Annotated in this window: 21 protein-coding genes; 9 read left to right on the forward strand and 12 right to left on the reverse strand. The window is 52.7% G+C overall.

Annotation, left to right across the window (positions count from 1 at the left end; translation table 11 throughout):
* Positions 1-33: 33 nt before the first annotated feature.
* From ACKPCT_RS07535 to ACKPCT_RS07550, 4 genes are all read right to left on the reverse strand, one after another.
* The gene (locus ACKPCT_RS07535) at positions 34-330 is read right to left on the reverse strand and encodes an AzlD family protein (RefSeq protein WP_090068758.1); all 297 of its coding nucleotides are present in this window, start codon (positions 328-330) and stop codon (positions 34-36) included.
* Positions 330-1,079 (reverse strand): AzlC family ABC transporter permease, encoded by a 750-nt coding sequence (locus ACKPCT_RS07540; protein WP_319568843.1) that lies wholly within the window; start codon positions 1,077-1,079, stop codon positions 330-332. Before ACKPCT_RS07540 ends, ACKPCT_RS07535 begins: the two co-directional genes overlap by 1 nt.
* A 114-nt stretch (positions 1,080-1,193) precedes the next feature.
* The gene (locus ACKPCT_RS07545; RefSeq protein ID WP_319568844.1) at positions 1,194-1,652 is read right to left on the reverse strand and encodes a YtoQ family protein; all 459 of its coding nucleotides are present in this window, start codon (positions 1,650-1,652) and stop codon (positions 1,194-1,196) included.
* Between the two features lie 34 nt (positions 1,653-1,686).
* Entirely contained in the window at positions 1,687-2,097 is a 411-nt protein-coding gene (locus tag ACKPCT_RS07550; RefSeq protein WP_090068752.1) for a MerR family transcriptional regulator, read from the reverse strand.
* A 106-nt stretch (positions 2,098-2,203) separates the two neighbouring features.
* Here ACKPCT_RS07550 and ACKPCT_RS07555 point away from each other — a divergent pair, with 106 nt between their 5' ends.
* Complete coding sequence (locus ACKPCT_RS07555) at positions 2,204-3,028, forward strand: cation diffusion facilitator family transporter (protein ID WP_319568845.1); 825 nt, start codon at positions 2,204-2,206, stop codon at positions 3,026-3,028.
* A 122-nt stretch (positions 3,029-3,150) separates the two neighbouring features.
* Positions 3,151-3,720 carry a hypothetical protein gene (locus tag ACKPCT_RS07560; RefSeq protein WP_090068750.1) on the forward strand — a complete coding sequence of 190 codons (570 nt, stop codon included), beginning with the start codon at positions 3,151-3,153 and terminating at the stop codon, positions 3,718-3,720.
* Between the two features lie 60 nt (positions 3,721-3,780).
* Here the strand turns inward: ACKPCT_RS07560 and ACKPCT_RS07565 are convergent, their stop codons facing one another.
* Positions 3,781-4,155: a hypothetical protein gene (locus tag ACKPCT_RS07565; RefSeq protein WP_319568846.1), complete on the reverse strand. Its 375-nt coding sequence runs from the start codon at positions 4,153-4,155 to the stop codon at positions 3,781-3,783.
* A 318-nt stretch (positions 4,156-4,473) separates the two neighbouring features.
* Between ACKPCT_RS07565 and ACKPCT_RS07570 the strand changes: the two genes are divergently transcribed.
* A complete protein-coding gene (locus ACKPCT_RS07570) occupies positions 4,474-5,031 on the forward strand; it encodes a GNAT family N-acetyltransferase (RefSeq protein WP_319568847.1) in 558 nt (185 codons plus the stop codon).
* A 5-nt stretch (positions 5,032-5,036) separates the two neighbouring features.
* Here ACKPCT_RS07570 and ACKPCT_RS07575 read toward each other — a convergent pair whose 3' ends face one another.
* Positions 5,037-5,330, reverse strand: coding sequence for a hypothetical protein (locus ACKPCT_RS07575; RefSeq protein WP_090068746.1), 294 nt, complete (start codon positions 5,328-5,330; stop codon positions 5,037-5,039).
* A gap of 286 nt (positions 5,331-5,616) precedes the next feature.
* Here ACKPCT_RS07575 and ACKPCT_RS07580 point away from each other — a divergent pair, with 286 nt between their 5' ends.
* The 5 genes from ACKPCT_RS07580 (at position 5,617) to ACKPCT_RS07600 (ending at position 11,583) form a co-directional block, all read left to right on the forward strand.
* Positions 5,617-6,228 (forward strand): PadR family transcriptional regulator, encoded by a 612-nt coding sequence (locus tag ACKPCT_RS07580; protein ID WP_319568848.1) that lies wholly within the window; start codon positions 5,617-5,619, stop codon positions 6,226-6,228.
* Positions 6,229-6,329: 101 nt separating this feature from the next.
* Positions 6,330-7,238 carry an efflux RND transporter periplasmic adaptor subunit gene (locus tag ACKPCT_RS07585; RefSeq protein ID WP_319568849.1) on the forward strand — a complete coding sequence of 303 codons (909 nt, stop codon included), beginning with the start codon at positions 6,330-6,332 and terminating at the stop codon, positions 7,236-7,238.
* Positions 7,207-7,449 (forward strand): hypothetical protein, encoded by a 243-nt coding sequence (locus ACKPCT_RS07590; RefSeq protein ID WP_319568850.1) that lies wholly within the window; start codon positions 7,207-7,209, stop codon positions 7,447-7,449. Before ACKPCT_RS07585 ends, ACKPCT_RS07590 begins: the two co-directional genes overlap by 32 nt.
* A 5-nt stretch (positions 7,450-7,454) precedes the next feature.
* Complete coding sequence (locus tag ACKPCT_RS07595) at positions 7,455-10,679, forward strand: efflux RND transporter permease subunit (protein ID WP_319568851.1); 3,225 nt, start codon at positions 7,455-7,457, stop codon at positions 10,677-10,679.
* Positions 10,680-10,842: 163 nt separating this feature from the next.
* Complete coding sequence (locus ACKPCT_RS07600; RefSeq protein WP_319568852.1) at positions 10,843-11,583, forward strand: PadR family transcriptional regulator; 741 nt, start codon at positions 10,843-10,845, stop codon at positions 11,581-11,583.
* 124 nt (positions 11,584-11,707) lie between these two features.
* Here ACKPCT_RS07600 and ACKPCT_RS07605 read toward each other — a convergent pair whose 3' ends face one another.
* Together ACKPCT_RS07605 and ACKPCT_RS07610 are read right to left on the reverse strand one after the other, a co-directional pair.
* Positions 11,708-12,586 carry a CDP-alcohol phosphatidyltransferase family protein gene (locus ACKPCT_RS07605; RefSeq protein WP_175527891.1) on the reverse strand — a complete coding sequence of 293 codons (879 nt, stop codon included), beginning with the start codon at positions 12,584-12,586 and terminating at the stop codon, positions 11,708-11,710.
* 89 nt (positions 12,587-12,675) lie between these two features.
* Positions 12,676-13,377 carry a phosphatidylserine decarboxylase gene (locus ACKPCT_RS07610; RefSeq protein WP_090068736.1) on the reverse strand — a complete coding sequence of 234 codons (702 nt, stop codon included), beginning with the start codon at positions 13,375-13,377 and terminating at the stop codon, positions 12,676-12,678.
* Here ACKPCT_RS07610 and ACKPCT_RS07615 point away from each other — a divergent pair.
* On the forward strand, positions 13,367-13,582 hold the full coding sequence (locus tag ACKPCT_RS07615) for a hypothetical protein (RefSeq protein WP_319568853.1): 216 nt from the start codon (positions 13,367-13,369) through the stop codon (positions 13,580-13,582). The genes ACKPCT_RS07610 and ACKPCT_RS07615 overlap by 11 nt on opposite strands.
* 24 nt (positions 13,583-13,606) lie before the next feature.
* On the opposite strand, the gene ACKPCT_RS07620 is transcribed toward ACKPCT_RS07615, so the two are convergent.
* The 4 genes from ACKPCT_RS07620 to ACKPCT_RS07635 form a co-directional block, all read right to left on the reverse strand.
* Positions 13,607-14,254: a gamma-glutamylcyclotransferase family protein gene (locus tag ACKPCT_RS07620; protein ID WP_139229189.1), complete on the reverse strand. Its 648-nt coding sequence runs from the start codon at positions 14,252-14,254 to the stop codon at positions 13,607-13,609.
* Positions 14,255-14,317: 63 nt separating this feature from the next.
* Positions 14,318-14,893, reverse strand: a complete 576-nt coding sequence (locus tag ACKPCT_RS07625; RefSeq protein WP_319568854.1) for a GNAT family N-acetyltransferase — start codon at positions 14,891-14,893, stop codon at positions 14,318-14,320.
* Position 14,894: 1 nt separating this feature from the next.
* The gene (gor, locus tag ACKPCT_RS07630) at positions 14,895-16,268 is read right to left on the reverse strand and encodes a glutathione-disulfide reductase (protein WP_319568855.1); all 1,374 of its coding nucleotides are present in this window, start codon (positions 16,266-16,268) and stop codon (positions 14,895-14,897) included.
* Between the two features lie 281 nt (positions 16,269-16,549).
* Positions 16,550-17,098, reverse strand: a complete 549-nt coding sequence (locus ACKPCT_RS07635) for a DUF2059 domain-containing protein (protein WP_090068725.1) — start codon at positions 17,096-17,098, stop codon at positions 16,550-16,552.
* Between the last annotated feature and the right edge of the window lie 7 nt (positions 17,099-17,105).

The raw sequence follows: 17,105 nt of genomic DNA on the forward strand, positions 1-17,105 counted from the left end.
GACAAAAGACTTTCCCGGCTGATGCCGGACAAATTATCCTAAAACTTGTCGCAAAAGCGCTACGGCAACGGCTCCTATGATGACCATGGGAATCGTGGAAACCCGCACCCCTGCGACAACAGCAATTGCAAAAGCGGCCCATTCGCTAGGGCCCCCATCGACCACAGCCGGTGCGACCAACGTTGTCAACACGGCCGCTGGCACGGCATCCAGCCCCGCTTGAACGCGAGGATGGATCCGATCAAAGCGCGTGAGGATGAGGTGGCCGCCGATGCGCGTTAGATAGGTAACGATTGCGCCGCCAATGATAATCCAGAAAGTGGCTGTCATCACCGCGACCCTTCCTGTTTATCACCGGTTTCTTCATCCGACACTGGGGCGAAAATTGCCGCAGTCAGAATACCAACGGCCGCACCGATGGAAACATGCCAGGGAGATCCAACCGTTTTGGCGGCAATAATCGAAGAGGCTGCACTGACAAAGACAATCGGGTACCAGAAGGGCCGTTTTCGAAATCCCATGAGCAAAGCCATGAAATAGATCGGCAAGATGAAATCGATGCCCCAGGTATGAGAATCCTCAAGAAAATTGCCGAATATGGTGCCCAGCCAGGTCATCCCTACCCATCCGACATAGACCACAAACACCAGCCCCATATACCATGAGAACTGCACATCCTCCCCCTGCTCTGCGCGTCTTTCCGTTTCAGCATAGGCCGGATCAACCAGAAAGAAAAAGCCGAACATCTGGCGAACCCATGACCAGTTGGCTACATGTTGCCCAAGCGAAGCAGAATAGAGGATGTGCCGGAAATTGACGGCGAAAATGGAAAGAATAACGATCCAAGCGGGGATATGCTGACCAAACAGTTCGAGCCCCACCAACTGGCTGGCACCCGCAAAAATGGTCGCGCTCATCAAGACCGCATCAAAGGCAGACATGCCATTGTCAATGGCGAGGGCTCCGAACAGGGCACCGAAGGGTCCAGCCGTTATTACTACGGGAATGCCGCGCCGCATTCCTTCAAGAAACAGACGGCCGGGCGTCATGCTGTCATCAGCTAATCGTTTTCCAGTCATAAGCTTTCTATAGGGCATCCCTTGCCCGTCGTCTTATCAATTGTTTTATAAAAGCCATAACGGGAACTGATTAGTTGCAGGCTTTGCTGGTAACCCAACCATGATGTCAGCCACTCAGGCAAGTTTGCCTTCCATGACATACCGCAGGATCTGCACGACTTCTTGTGGTGTTTCGGTCACGGCAAGCGCTGCGGCATCCACTTCCTTTAGCGCATGCTGATGATCTTTACCGTGCATGACGATCATGGGCTTACCCAATGCTGCGGCGAAGCCTGCATCGAAGGCTGCGTTCCATTGCTTGTATTTTTCACCAAAGCGCACCACGACAATATCGGCCGCTTCCAGCAGTGTGCGGGTTCTGATGGCGTTGAGCTTGGCACCCTTGTGATCGTGCCAGAATTTATTCTCTTCCTGCCCCAGAATTACGACACCGCAATCATCCGAAGCAGCGTGGTCCGTAACCGGACCAGAAAAGCATACGGGCAAATCCAATGCCTTGGCGCCTTCTTCGATCTGGTCGCGCCAATCGGTGTGAATTTCTCCCGAAAGATAGATCGTCCAAGTCATTAACATGTCCCCGCGCTTAGATGATAAATGAATGGGTCTGTCAGTGCTCATAAAGGCAATGGCTGTGATCGGCAAGGCTTTCGATAACGGAACATTCCGCAACGCATTCCCCCTCGCAATGAGACATCCGCTCAAGCTCGGCTTCAAGGCGCTGTAAACGGCTGATCCGGTTGCGCACATCAGACAAATGGCGTGTCAGAATTTCATCAGCCCCCGAGCATGGGCATGACGTGTCTTCTTTAAGGGTCAACAGGGACTTGATGTCATCGAGATGGAAACCGAGGTCACGGGCATGCTTGATAAATATCAGGCGCTTCAAATCGTCTGCCTCATAGCGACGCTGATTGCCTTGGCTGCGATCCGCCGGCGCTATCAGACCAATTTTTTCATAATAACGTATGGTGGGAACCTTCACGCCACTCGTCTTGGACAGATTACCGATCGAGAGCATATCAACATTTCCTTCCTGATTTTGTCCTTCAGGCCTTGAAGCTATAGTGACTAGAGCTATTATATTGGTGTTCATCAAACGCTTTCAATAGAAAAAGAGGCACACGATGAGCCAGGCATATTCGGGCACAACCGATCATGATAGCTGCGGATGTAGCGCTTCTGCACAGACACCCCCCTCAAAAAGCCTCACAAGCGAGACGTGTTGCGGCACCGGCACCTGTAGCAGCCATGATGCGCATTCCCATGATCATGAGCATGAGCATACTCATGCTCACGCACAACCACAGCAAGACTCCTGTGGCGATTCCTGCGGATGTCACGGCAATCCGGTGTTCGATGGCGTAGACAAACGCTACAAGGCCGTACTCTGGACCGTGATCGCCCTGAATGGCGGTATGTTCCTTGTTGAAATCATCGCAGGGCGGATGGCCGGATCACAAGCCTTGCAGGCAGACGCTCTGGACTTTCTTGGTGACTTTCTGACCTACGGCATCAGCCTTGCTGTGATCGGCATGAGCCTCAAGGTGCGTTCAACAGCGGCTCTAGTCAAGGGCTTCAGCCTTCTGGCTATGGGCCTCTGGATTTTTGGGTCCACTCTGTATCAAGTGCTGTTTCTGGATGTACCAAGCGCAGAAATCATGGGTGTCATCGGCTTCATGGCGCTGGCAGCCAATGTAAGCTCCGTCCTCCTACTCATGCGGTACAAGGATGGTGACGCCAATGTGCGGTCCGTGTGGCTTTGTTCGCGCAATGATGCCATTGGCAACATCGCCGTAATGGGCGCCAGTGTCGTGGTCTTTTACACCAATTCAGCTCTGCCGGATATCGCTGTGGCGCTGGTGATGGCCGGCCTGTTTTTGCGATCAGCGCAATTGATCATCACGCAATCTGTCCAGGAATTTCGACAAAGTCATACAATATCTGTTTGAATCACCCGAGATTGTGGCAAAAATGTGCAATTTTTCAAGCAAATGAATGGATTTATAGCCATCCAGTATGTAGAAGATCATGCTAAAGAAAAGCATTTATCGAAGCTGGAAGGATTGGAAAGATGCGCAACCTTCAGACCATGGCCATGTTGCTTGCCCTGACATTGATACCTTCATACGCACAGGCAGACGCTCTGTCGGATCAATTCGAAGAAGCCAGAAGCCTTCTGGCCGAAGGGCAACCAGCCCCTGCCTTTGAAGCGCTCGACAAGATCATAGACAGCTTCTGGCAGCGCTCTCCCATGTTTGTTCGCAAGGCCCTGTTTGTTGACGAAATCAACGGCTATGGCAACTTCACAGCCAAGGAACCGGTCTTCAAACCCGATGAAGCACAGATGATCTATGTTGAGCCTGTGGCCTTTTCCTATGGCAAAACAGAAGATGGCAGCAGCGTTGCCAGCTGGAGCGTTGACTATTCGCTGGAAGGCCCCAAGGGGACCACGCTCTTCGAGCAAGAGGATTTTGTCAATCTTGGCGTGCCTCTCATTCGCCATAACCGCGAAATTCACCTGAAGATGACGATCAATCTAAGCGGATTAAAGCCAGGCGATTATGTGTCCCACTATCTTCTCAAGGACAAGAATTCCGATAAGACGGCGGACTTCTCACTTCCATTCAAAGTGGAAGAATAAAAGCTAGCTGGCCTCACGGGGGCTCTGTGGTACAGATGCGCAGATAGCAACAGGGCGCGCCTATTGCCGAATGGTCGAGCGGATGCTGGCGGTTTCTACTTCTACAGGCAGATGAGTAAAGGCAACTTCAGCCCCCATTTCGCTCATTTCATGGTGAATGAGTCCAAACATGATTTTGCTTCCCATGGATGTGAACCCGACAGCCAAACCAATGACAAGGCAATAGATTCCTGTTTGCAAAACAAGTTGCCTCAGCTTGATGGCAGCTCCATAACGTAACGCACGCTTTCCTGTTTGGCGGAGCACGTTCGTCGCGCTGAGCAGTGTTTCTGTGCCCAGTGCGAGCCCCTGTGCCCACGCCGTAGCCAGCCTCTCGTCTGGCCGCAGATTTTCGACAATCCGGTCCTTATGTTGCTGCAATTCCCTTAAGAACATGATGTGCCCCATATCACCCAGTTTCGGTTTCCGCTTATGGTTTGCGGATCCACGCCAAATCTTGCGAAAAAGGGTGACAAAGAAGCCTATCTCAAAAATAAACAGGCCGACGAATTGAAGGAAATCCGCCAAAATCCGAGATTTAAGGTTTTCAAACCGTTAATTTGTTGGCGCAATTCTTATGGATTGGTTTAACCATCACGCAGAAAGACTGGCCGACTCCTGATCTTGGTTAATAGTGTCTTGGACTTTGTGGGATCTGATTGCAAAACATGCCCGGGCATGTCACATTTAGTCATTCGTGTTTGGAATCTTGCAATGACATCTATATCCCCCTCCCCGAACAGTCCTTCATCGTCTGCTTCGACCAATCTCACCTTCCGTCCGATAGGCCCCAATGATGCAGCTGCCATTCTGCAAATCTATCAGGAAGGCATTGACACAGGAAACGCAACATTTACCGCACAGGCACCCGATTGGACCGGTTGGGACCAGGGGCACTTGCAAAGTTGCCGCATCGCTGCGCTCTTGTCGGGAGAAATTGTTGGCTGGGCTGCGCTGTCAGCCTATTCGAGCCGCGATGTCTATCGCGGAGTTGCTGAACTCAGCATCTATATCACCTCAAGTGCCAAGGGCCAGCATGTCGGATCCCAGCTTATGGGCAGGCTCGTAGAAGCGTCCGAGCAAGAAGGATTCTGGACGCTACAAGCTGGCATCTTTACCGACAATGCGGCCAGTATTCGTTTGCATGAGAAATTTGGGTTTCGCTGCGTTGGTGTCCGCGAGAAGATAGCAAAGATGTCAAACGGCCCTCAAAAGGGATGTTGGCGGGACGTTGCCCTCTATGAGAGGCGCAGCAGCACCATCGGGCAATAGCACCGCTAGTTATCATCCTTGGGCAGGCTCATAACCGCCGCGCCCATGGCCACGCTGCAGATGGTGATCAACAGACCGAAAAACAGCAGCGCGATGGGGACGAGCGGATTTTCGCTATTAAAGATCAGATCCTGCAATCCGGCAGCATTTGTGGCGATAAGCCCAAATACGATGAGCACAGTGACCACGAAACCGATTAGCCAATTGATAGCGAGCAACCGGATCAAGGGATTCTGAATAATACCCTTAAAGCCTTTTTCCTGTTTTCGTGAGGCTGGCACCAGATCGGTAATTGGCATGCATGTCCTATTCTGCTTTTCAGCTCCCAGATAGAAGCGGGATCAAATCCCCTCCTGCGCTTTCGCTGCTACATTCACCTGTTCGCAATTATAGTTACTTTCCCTCATCTGTAAATGACACCTTGCGTCAATATCTCGTCAATTATGAGGAGCAAGCGCAGTGGAAATACATATACTCGTTCGATATATCCTCTAGACACATATATCGGTTCGTTATATAGACTTTAGATATATGCTGGCGCATTACACTCATAAGCTGGCATCACCTAATTGTCTGGATCACCTTATGAACGTTCGCAGTATCTGCCTCGCCATTCTTTTCTGTTCGGATCGGACCGGATATGACATCCGCAAATTTTCGACAGAAGGCAATTTCAGCTTTTTTATCGATGCCTCTTACGGCTCGATCTATCCGGCTCTCAATAAAATGGAAGCGGAAGGGCTGGTAACCGGCAGGCATGTGTCTGAAGAAGGAAAACCGGCGCGCAAGGTCTATTCGATCACGGATGCCGGTCGCGATGTCTTTTTTCAGGAACTTTTGCAACCACACAGGCCAGATATTTTTAAGTCCGAGTTCCTACTTATATCGATCTTTGCCCGATTGGTGGGGCCGGATGCTATCGAGGCAGCAATCGCACGGCAACTTGCCCATTTGCATGAGGAACTTGACGTAATCACTTCATGTAATGATTCAGAGCTGGAAGACCGCCCGCAGGACGGCAAATATGCGCTCACAGAAGAGGACAAAAAGGCTGCCGACTGGGCTCGTAGCTATGGCCTCTATTGTGTTCAGGCCAGCATTGACTATCTCAGGATGCATGGTAGCGCGCTGGTCGAAATTGCGAGAAACGGCCAGTTGTCTCAGCCGGAAGCCGAATTGAGGGCAATCAACTCATAAGTAAATCAGGTGTCGCGGCACACTTCATTAGTCTGCGACAATTTGTTGGTATTTGTATAGCTGCTCAGCAAGCAGGAGCTACTATAGCGAGGGACTATTTCATGGCGTTGCGACTCAAAGGCTCATATGGCCTGGCGCTGCTGTGTACGGCAGGTATTGTCGGGTGGATGGCAACCGGTAAAGCCGTTTTTAGCGGGCAGGAAACAGGGGACACCACCCCTCCTCCCGCCGTTCGCAATCAGGCACAGGAAGCAGAGGCCTTTCGGGTGGCCGTTCAACATTTCAATGCCAAGCCTAGACAGTCCAGTCTTACCATTCGTGGCAGGACCGAGGCTGATGCCAAAGTTACGGTCCGCGCGGAAACTTCCGCGATTGTTCGGTCAATCGAAGTTGAAAAGGGCCAGTGGGTTCACAAAGACGATTTGCTTTGTGAACTCGATGTGGGGTCTCGCGAAGCCAATCTGGCCAAGGCCAAGGCGGCTCTGGAGCAGGCGGAGTTTGACCTGTCCGCAAAAGAGCAACTGGCAACCAAGGGCTTCGCGTCCAAAACCCAATTGGCGGCTTTGCGCGCTGCGCGTGATGCCGCGATCGCTGGCGTCAAGGAAGCCCGCCTAGAGTTGGAGAGAACCCGTATTCTAGCACCAATTGATGGGCTGGTGCAGAGCGATCTGGCTGAAGTGGGCGATCAACTCAGCTCCGGCGGAGCATGTGCCGTTCTGATGGATCCCGATCCCATGCTTGTGGTCGGTCAGGTCTCGGAACGAGACATCGCTGCGGTCAAAGTTGGAAACAAGGCGGAGGTTACGCTCGTTACCGGCGAGAAGACTGATGGGAGCGTTCGCTTTGTAAGCGCCGCGTCTGATGTAGAAACCCGCACCTTCCTTGTCGAGATCGAGATCCCCAATCCGGATCGTCAATTGCGAGACGGGGGTAACGGCTGTTGCCAGCCTCAAACTGCCGCCCATCAAGGCCCATCTGATGAGCCCGGCTTACCTGACCCTCTCGGATGAAGGTATTGTGGGCGCTATGCAGGTAATTGATAGCAAAGCGCAATTCACCCCTGTTCATATCATTTCCAACGATGAAACGGGAATATGGGTCACAGGTCTGCCCGAGAAAGTGGAGCTGATTACCGTTGGTCAGGAATATGTCAAATCCGGGCAACCGGTGATCGCAGTTCCAGCAGACAAGCTGACCACAGCAGACGCTTCAGGGGAGTAGCAGGGATGCATAACGCTCTTGAAACCATTCTGCGCGCCAGGCGGGTCGTCATGACCCTCATGGTCGTTCTTCTGTTCGGCGGCATCATCAGCTACATCAATGTGCCAAAGGAAGCCAATCCGGATATCGACATCCCAATTTTCTATATCTCGGTTACGCAGCAAGGCATTTCGCCAGAAGACGCCGTAAGGCTGCTGGTCAAACCGATGGAAAACAAGCTGCAAAGTCTTGACGGCCTCAAGGAAATGACCAGCTTTGCCTCCGAAGGGCATGGCGGGGTTCTGCTGGAATTTACCGTCGACTTTGACAAGGAGTCGGCTTTGGCGGATGTCCGCGACAAGGTAGATCAGGCCAAGGCGGAAATGCCGACCGATGCGGATGAGCCGACCATTTCTGAAATGAACATGTCGCAGCAGCCCACCCTGTATGTGACCCTTTCCGGTGCGGTTCCAGAAAGGACGCTCTATCAGCATGCACGTCAGCTCAAGGACGAGATTGAAGGGATTTCTTCTGTTCTTGAAGCCAATCTATCGGGCAACCGCGATGAGCTTCTGGAAGTGGAGATCGACCAGCTACGCCTTGAATCCTATAATGTTACGCAGACAGAGCTGATCAATGCGGTAACCCTCAACAACCAGTTGGTGCCAGCGGGTTTTCTCGATAACGGTAAGGGACGCTTCAACTTGAAGGTTCCCGGCCTCATCGAGAGTGCCGAGGATGTCTACTCCATCCCCATCAAGCAAAATGGCGAGGGTGTGGTAACACTGGGCGATATCGCCACCATCAAGCGCACATTCAAAGATCCGACAACCATTACGCGGGTGAATGGCAAGACAGCGATTACGGTTGAGATTTCCAAACGCCTCGGCACAAACATCATTGAAAATAATGATGCGGTTCGCAAGGTGGTTCATGATGTAACCAGTGACTGGAACCCGGCCATCAAGGTCAGCTTCCTACTCGATCAGGCTGAGCCGGTCAACGAGACTTTGGGGTCGCTGGAATCTTCTATCATGACGGCCATCGCACTTGTGATGATGCTGGTGCTGGCTGCACTCGGGTTCCGGTCGGCTCTGATGATCGGTATCGCGATCCCGACGTCCTTCATGATGGGCTTTCTAATCCTGTCGCTTCTCGACATGACACTCAACACGATGGTGATGTATGGGCTCGTGCTCACAGTGGGCATGCTCGTTGATGGCGCTATCGTGATCGTGGAATATGCAGACCGCAAGGTAGCCGAGGGCATGTCGCGTCAGGAAGCCTATATCAGGGCTGCCCGATTGATGTTCTGGCCGATTGCGGCGTCGACCGGGACCACGCTGGCCGCCTTTTTGCCCATGCTTCTATGGCCGGGCATCATCGGCGAGTTCATGAGCTATCTGCCGATCATGGTGATCATCGTTTTGTCTTCAGCGTTGTTGACGGCCATGGTGTTCCTGCCGGTTGTCGGCGGTTTCATCGGCAAGACATCCGCGTCTCGGGAAGAAATCGAAAACGCCAAGCATCTGTCTGGTGGCCACCATTTCAACCCCAAGGAAGTCACGGGAATGACCGGGGTTTATGCCCGTTTCCTGCATGTGCTGGTGCGGCATCCGCTGGGCAATATTGCCGCGATCCTTGGCGTGATCGCCATCATGATTGCCATCATCAGTCCCTTCTTATTCTTTGGCAAAGAGTTCAAGGCCGAACTCTTCGTCAACGAAGAACCACGCTATGCGATGGTTTATGTTTCGGCGCGCGGCAACATGTCCGCTCTGGAGAGCCGAGCCATCGTCAAGAGTGTCGAGGACGAGGTTTTGCAGGTCAAAGGCGTCAAGGATGTCGTGGCCACCTCAGCGCCTTCCGGCACGAGTAGCGGCGGCAACAGCCTCAGCTCGGACAGTAGCCGCCCGTCAGACGCAATCGGGTCTCTTGCATTGGAACTCTCGGACTTCTGCTGTCGCAGACCGGCGGAAGAGATTTTCACCGAGATCCGCGATAGGACCGAGAAATATCCGGGCATTCTGGTAGCCGTTGCCAAGACCGAAGAAGGCCCTCCGACGGGTAAGGACATCAACCTTGAAATCACCTCGAACAATTATGATCAGGTTTCCAAGGTTACCGGCATTGTGCGTGACCATGTTGATGGTATCACCAATCTGGTAGACATCGAAGACGGGCGCCCCCTGCCCGGCATCGAATGGGAACTCAAGATCGACCGCGAGCAGGCCGGACGTTACAACGCCTCCATTGCAACGGTCGGCTCCATGGTTCAGCTTCTCACCAACGGGGTCATGATCGGCAAATATCGCCCGGACGATTCCGAGGATGAAGTGGATATTCGCGTTCGCTTGCCCAGAGATCAGCGCAATCTGGATCATCTGGATGAGCTGAAACTGCCTACCAGCAACGGGCTCGTGCCCATCAGCAACTTCGTCAAGGTGGAAGCCCGACAGAAAGTATCGTCCATCACGCGTAAGGATGGCTTCTACGCGATGAGCGTCAAGGCAACCGTTGACCAAAGCGACGGCACGACTGTCGACGCCAAGGTGCGCGAGATCGATGATTGGATAAAAGCTCAGGATTGGCCCAAAGGCGTGACCTTCAAATTCCGCGGCGCGGATGAAGACCAGAAAGAGTCCGGCCAGTTCCTTGCCAAAGCTGCGGTCGCGGCACTGTTCATCATGGCGATGATCCTCATCACCCAGTTCAACAGCTTCTATCAGACCGCCCTTACGCTGATGACCGTCGTCTTCTCGATCTTCGGCGTGCTTCTGGGCATCGTCGTGACGGGACAAACCTTCTCGATCATCATGACGGGTACGGGCGTTATGGCGCTTGCAGGGATCGTGGTGAACAACGCGATTGTTCTCATCGATACCTATAACCGCTTCCGATCCGAGAAGGTCGAGGTCGTGGAGGCTGTCATCAAGACGGCGGCTCAGCGTATTCGGCCTATCCTGCTGACAACCATTACGACGATTGCGGGTCTTATTCCCATGGCGACAGGGATCAATCTGGACTTCTTCAATCGTGTGATTGCTGTGGGCTCCATTACAGCTGCATGGTGGATACAGCTCTCAACGGCAGTTATCGCCGGTTTGGGTTTCTCGACCATCCTCACGCTGATCCTGATACCGGTACTGCTTGCCTTCCCGACAGTTACGCTGAAGCCGATGATGCGCCGTACAGGCCGCCTGTTTGGCTTCAAACGCAGAGCGCATCAGGCACCACAGGCCGCGGAATAGACGGACAGATACGACTAGGCCAAAGCATTAGAACATGACAAAACCCATCGGCAATCCAGCCGATGGGTTTTCTTTTAAAATATATTTTAGATATATCTTGACTCGAACTAATTAGACGCCTATTTAAGATATATCTTAGTTATATCTATAAAGGAGAATTAAAATGATTACAGAAGAATTTTCTCCCTCAGGTCGCAGACAGGGACGGCGCAGAGATTGCGACGCCAGCGGGCCTCATGGTCACCAATTTCCAGAACAAGCCATGATGCAGCGCGGAAGAGGACGCAAGGGACGCGGAAACGATGGTTGGCCAGAAGGCTTTGCAGCGTCCGGAGATCCATCCGGTCGTGGCGGCTTCATGGGCGGTCGTGGAGCTGGCCGTGGTGGTCACTCCGGCGGTCGAGGCTTTGGCAATGGTGGAGGCGGTCGACGTCGTGGCCGTTTCCTGAACCATGGCGACATTCGCCTGTTGGCTCTGGCCCTTATCGAACATGAGCCACGCCATGGCTATGACATCATCAAGGAAGTGGAAGCACTCACCGACAGCTTCTATGCGCCGAGCCCGGGGGTTATTTACCCTACCCTTACCTATCTTGAAGAAGCCGGCTATTGCGCGGTTGAGAGTGATGGCAACAAAAAGCGTTACGCCATCACACCCGAAGGGCTGGCTTTTCTTGATGAACATCGGGCCGAGGCCAATCGCATTATCGAAAAGCTTAAGGCATTGGTGGCACGCGCAAAGCAAGAAGACCCAAGCCATGGGGCCAACGCAACGTCTCTGCCACTCAGTGTCGAGACAGCCCTGTTGAACTTGCGAGAAACAGCAGCACAAAAGCTGAAGGACAACCCGTCGGCCTCAATGACAATTGTGCAGAAGCTTCTGACTGTTGCCGAAGAGCTTTAGCCGCCCCATTAGTGTGCCTCATTAGACCGAGGCGATAGAAAGTAACTGGCGCTTTCACAGCTTTATCCAGGCGGGCAAGCGCCTTTTTAGTTCCAGAATTTCTCAAGACTTGCGGGACTGAGGGTCAGTCGTCGTCGTCATCCATATCATCTGCGTCTGCGACCATACCGTCCGTGATCGGATTGTCTTCCGGCATCTGTCTGTCATGGCGATACCAAGCGCGACGGGCAAACGGAATCGAAGCCAGATAGATCAGAACGAGCACCGTCATTGTCATCCACGGATAGGAAAAGAGGATGGCAACAAACGCCACTACGCCTAAGATGAGCGGCAACACATTGGCACGCGGAATGCGCAGGCCGACGGTTTTGCCTGAATAGCTTGGCACCGTGGAGACGACCAGCATGGCGATGAAGAGCGTATAGACAAGCACAATAGGCGCCGCAAGATCGGAATGCGGCAAGCCGGACAGTTCCAGATAAATCGGAGCTAGAACACATAGGGCTCCGGCTGGAGCAGGCACGCCAACGAAGAAATTCTTCTTCCAAGCAGGCTGGTTTTTGTCATCCAGAGCGACGTTGAAACGCGCAAGCCTTAAAACCATGGCTATGGCAAAGAGCAAAGATCCGATCCAGCCGATGGACTGGAAGGCATGAAGGATCCAAACATGCAGGATGAGAGCCGGTGCGACACCGAAATTGACGAAATCTGTCAGAGAATCCAACTCGGCACCGAAGCGGGACTGCCCCTTGAGCATGCGAGCCACGCGCCCATCGATACCATCAAGAAAGGCTGCGGCCGCAATTGACACCAGCGCGGTTTCAAAGCGCCCGTCAATTGCCATGCGAATACCCGTCAGGCCCGCGCATAGCGCCATAAGGGTAACAAGGTTAGGAGCGATCAAGCGAAAAGGAACGGCCTTGAAGCCCTGTTTAGGCCGATTTTCATCCGGATCAAACGCTTGAAACGGATTGTTGATGCCGTGATCTTGATCGTCTGCCATTAGCTTCTCGCGTTATGCCTCTTGTTGTGAGTACCTTGCTCTTTGGCTTGTTGAGCGTCATGCCGTGTTAGAAATTCAGTCTGCGAGCCTTATTGCTCTCTATGGGCGCCGATGCTCTCTTGCACGCCTTCCATATTGGCGAGAATGGTTTCACCGGCAATCATTGTTTGCCCTTCCACAACAATCGGCACGATGTGAGAAGGCAAATAAACATCCACGCGGCTGCCAAAACGGATAAGACCGAAGCGTTCTCCTGTAGGCAGGTTTTCGCCCTCCTCGGACCAGCAAACAATACGACGTGCCACAAGCCCTGCAATCTGGGTCACTCCGACCGGACCATATTCCGTATCAAGAATCAAGCTGTTACGCTCGTTGTCTTCGCTGGCCTTGTCGAGTTCTGCATTGAGAAACTTGCCCGGCTTGTAAGCCACCTTCATGACCTTGCCCTTGATGGGAGCCCGGTTCACATGAACATTGAACACATTCATGAAAACGGAAACACGCATCATCGGCTCGTTGCTCAACCCCAATTCCTTGGGAGGTGTGGCAAGGCCAACTCCGGAAACAATGCCATCTGCCGGGGAAATGACGAGCCCCTTTTTGAGAGGCGTCACACGCGCAGGATCGCGGAAGAAATAGCAGCACCAGAGGGTCAAAAACAGGCCGATCCAGAACAAGGCAGACACGAACCATCCAAGAATGACCGTTGCCACGGCGAAGATCGCAATGAACTTGTGCCCCTCAGGGTGAATGGGAACCACGCTCTTGCGGATGGAATCGATGATCGTCACTGGCTTTTACCTTTCTTTTCCGGCAAATGCCGCTCGGCTGGAAAACTGGCCCAGACCAAAGCAATTGCGTCAAAGGGTGCATATCGTCAAAGAGCTTTCAAAGCCCGATTTAGAAACAGCTTTTAACGTACCTTTCCAGCCACGCCAAGTCACCATACGCTTTCTGTGCAAGTTCAGTGCCTCAAAATCCGGATTACTCGATTAGAGACAGAGCCGCATCCCTTTCCAGTCAGACAATCTGCTCCATGCCGACCATTGGCGCACCACTGATAGACACATAGCGATCAATCATCGCTTCTTCCTCGGGTTGCAATGTTACACTGCGCGGATAGATAGGACGATGGCGGTCTGCAAGAACCGGAATATGCCAGCCCTCGGTTTCTTCAACGAATCTTTTAATACCTGCCTCGCCGAATTTATCGAAAAAGCCTTGCATCACGGCATCGATGTAGGACTGCAAAATCGGGAATTTCGGATCGGATGCATTGGTCAGCGCCGGTTGGCCAACATAGATGTAATAATCGACGAGATCGGTCAGAGCCAGTTCACTCTGCATATCATATGTCTTGATCCGGACGCGGGTATAGTGCGCTTCACGCAGATCCACCTGCGGGAGATGCTCTTTGCGATCAAAGACAAGCAACCCGTCGCAATAGGCGTCCGCACAAGGCGTCACAGATAGGGCCACGGCCCCGTGCAGCCCGAGAGCCTTGCGTTCCGGGCTTGCTTCCCAGACGGACCAGTGGCGCTTATAGCCCTTCAGCCTTACAGCAACGCCGAAGCTTTCAGCATTTCTTGTTTTGTCATTGACGAGAGAGCCATAGCCGAAATAGGCCACCCATTCTTCGGGGTTGTCGAGGACATCTTGCAAAGTCACGATTTTCTTCCAGATTGCGGACAATGAAGCAGGATTGGCGGCTCCCCGGCGGCATAGCGCCAGTCACAGCCTCTGCATCATCCATATTTTCATGAGTCTTCTTTTCAAGACAGGATCATATTTCACGCGCCGTTTTGTTTCAACAAAGCCCTGTTTTTTGTAGAAGGCAAAGGCGCGATGATTTTGGGCGAGGACTTCCAATGTGAGAAAGCGGCGCCCTTGGTCTAGCATCGTGCTGCGCGCCTCATCCATAAGTGCCTGCGCAACCCCTTTACCCTGCCAGACAGGTGACACCCAGAGATCTGAAAGATAGCCCTTGTGGTTATCATAGCCACAAAACCCGAGGACCGCGCCGTCCAACTCTGCGACGATGATTCGCTCCCCGGCCTCCACAGCACCGGAAGCAAAAGAACAGAGGTAGAGCCGGAAGGCTTCTTGCAATGCTATAAACTGATCGTGGGAGAAAGCCTCCAGACACCCCCTTATGGTGCTCTGCCAGGCTTCAAGGCCGCACAGGGTGGCGGCCTCGACATCGTGGGGCAAGATGGGTCTTATCGAAAGCGGCAACGCATCCAGAGCTTGTTCCCCCTGACTTGCGCCTTTCGCTTTCTTATCGTTTCCCATCTCACCGCTGGCCACTTTATTTGCGTAGGCGGCGGGTCGGCTCTTTCATGGTGACCAGCTCTTCCGCAGCTGTCGGATGGACAGCAACGGTTGCATCGAAGTCCGCCTTGGTGGCGCCCATCTTGATGGCAATACCGAGCAATTGGGACATCTCACCAGCATCCGGCCCAAGTATGTGACAGCCAACCACCTTATCACTATCGGCCGCGACAATGACCTTCATGAGCATTTTCTCATCATTGCCAGCAAGAGTGTTTTTCATGGGCCGGAATTTGGCTACATAGACATCCAGATTGCCATAGACCTTCACGGCTTCGGCTTCTGTCAGACCGACCGTGCCAATTTCTGGCTGAGTGAAGACCGCCGTTGCGATATTGTCGTAGTCCGTGGTGGTTGGATTGTCATTAAAGAGGGTCTCGGCCAAAGCGGCACCCTCGCGAATGGCCACCGGCGTGAGATTGACCCGATCGGTCACATCCCCCACTGCGAAGATGTGATCAATGTTGGTCCGGTTATACTCGTCAACCTTGACCGCACCGTTGCTGGCAAGGTCTACGCCGACAGTTTCAAGACCAAGGCCGGTGGTATAAGGCGAACGCCCGATGGCGCAAAGAACCTGATCGGCCTGAAGGGTTCGGCCGGAGGTTGTTGTTACCGTCAGGCCTTCATCATGGCGCTCGACAGAAGCGAGATTGTCATGTGTCAGAATTTGAACGCCGCGATTTTCCATTTCTTCATGCAAGGTCGCGCGGACGTCATCATCAAAGCCGCGCAAGATTTCCTCGCCACGGTAAAGTACAGTTGTCTCGGCGCCGAGACCATTAAAAATACCGGCAAATTCAAGCGCGATATAGCCCGCACCGACAACAACAATCCGCTCGGGCATTTTATCAAGATTGAACACCTCATTGGAGGTGATGAGATTTTCCACGCCAGAAAGATCCATCGGCATATTCGGGCGACCACCTGTTGCAACCAGAATATATTTGGCCGTCACGTGACGTTCTTCACCAGCCAGCCAAATGCGGTGCGGAGCCTGAATTTCGGCACGTGACTGGATGACTTCCACATCATGGCGCTCGAGATTCTTGATATAGAGACCATTGAGGCGCGTGATCTCGGCATCCTTGCGCTCGATGAGCGTTTTCCAGTCGAAGGATGTTTCCCCAACGGTCCAGCCAAAGCCTGCGGCATCTTCAAATTCATGAGCGAATTTGGACGCATAAACCATCAGTTTTTTGGGAACACACCCCCGAATAACGCACGTCCCTCCGACCCGATATTCCTCGGCGACCGCAACCTTCGCACCATAGGTAGCAGCCATACGGGCGGCACGTACGCCACCGGAGCCCGCCCCAATCACAAACAGATCATAATCAAATTCACTCATTTCCATGCCTCATAACAAAATGGCCACCCTGCGCGTTTGGTGCGGATATGGGTGGCAGCTTTTCTCTACCCGGTGCGATATAGTCATCTGGTTTTGAAGATAAGCAGACACGCCAAGATTGAAAGAGTGAATTTGAAAATAATTCGCATTTCACCGCATCAAAAAAATGTTGATCATGCGTGATGCCATCGCCGTCCCCTCACGATGCGAGAGAAAACAAAAAAGGCGCAAACCCAACGGATTTGCACCTTTTGATTTCAAGGGCCGAATTTCCGAACATCCTATTCGGAGAATTTATAGCCTTTCTTGTTCAGTTCTTCCTTGGCAGATTTGACGATAATATTCGTCAGGATTGCCGAAAATTCCTGAACACCGCGTACGGATTCACCGAGAATACGTGGCTGATAGTTCGCAAATTTCTGTCCAGCTGGCGTTTTAAAGAAGGCCAGAACTTCATTCAGTTCGTCTTCTTTCAAATAACGTGTCCATGCAACAGCGATGGACCGCACCAATTGAGGGCGTTGATCTTCATACTGCTTGGAAATCTCGTCGACCGTTGCAATGACGTCCTTTTCAGCAGACGGATTTTCGCGGATCAGCCAACGTTTGGAATTCAGCACGATTTGCTTCAGGGTGTCTTCGAACGGAGGAACTGTACCGGTCTGTTCGACGACGTCGATTGCGGCCTGCATATGGGTATCAACCACCTGTGTTGACTGTTCCGTTGTGCTTTCAGCCTGCGCGTTGGCATCCTGGGCGAAAGCCGAAGCAGACATGCCTGCGCAAATCACAGCAGCAGAGAGCATGGTAGCAAGGGCAGTTTTTTTCATGTTTCAG

It is taken from the genome of Cohaesibacter marisflavi (assembly GCF_963665895.2).
Lineage (GTDB): Bacteria > Pseudomonadota > Alphaproteobacteria > Rhizobiales > Cohaesibacteraceae > Cohaesibacter > Cohaesibacter marisflavi.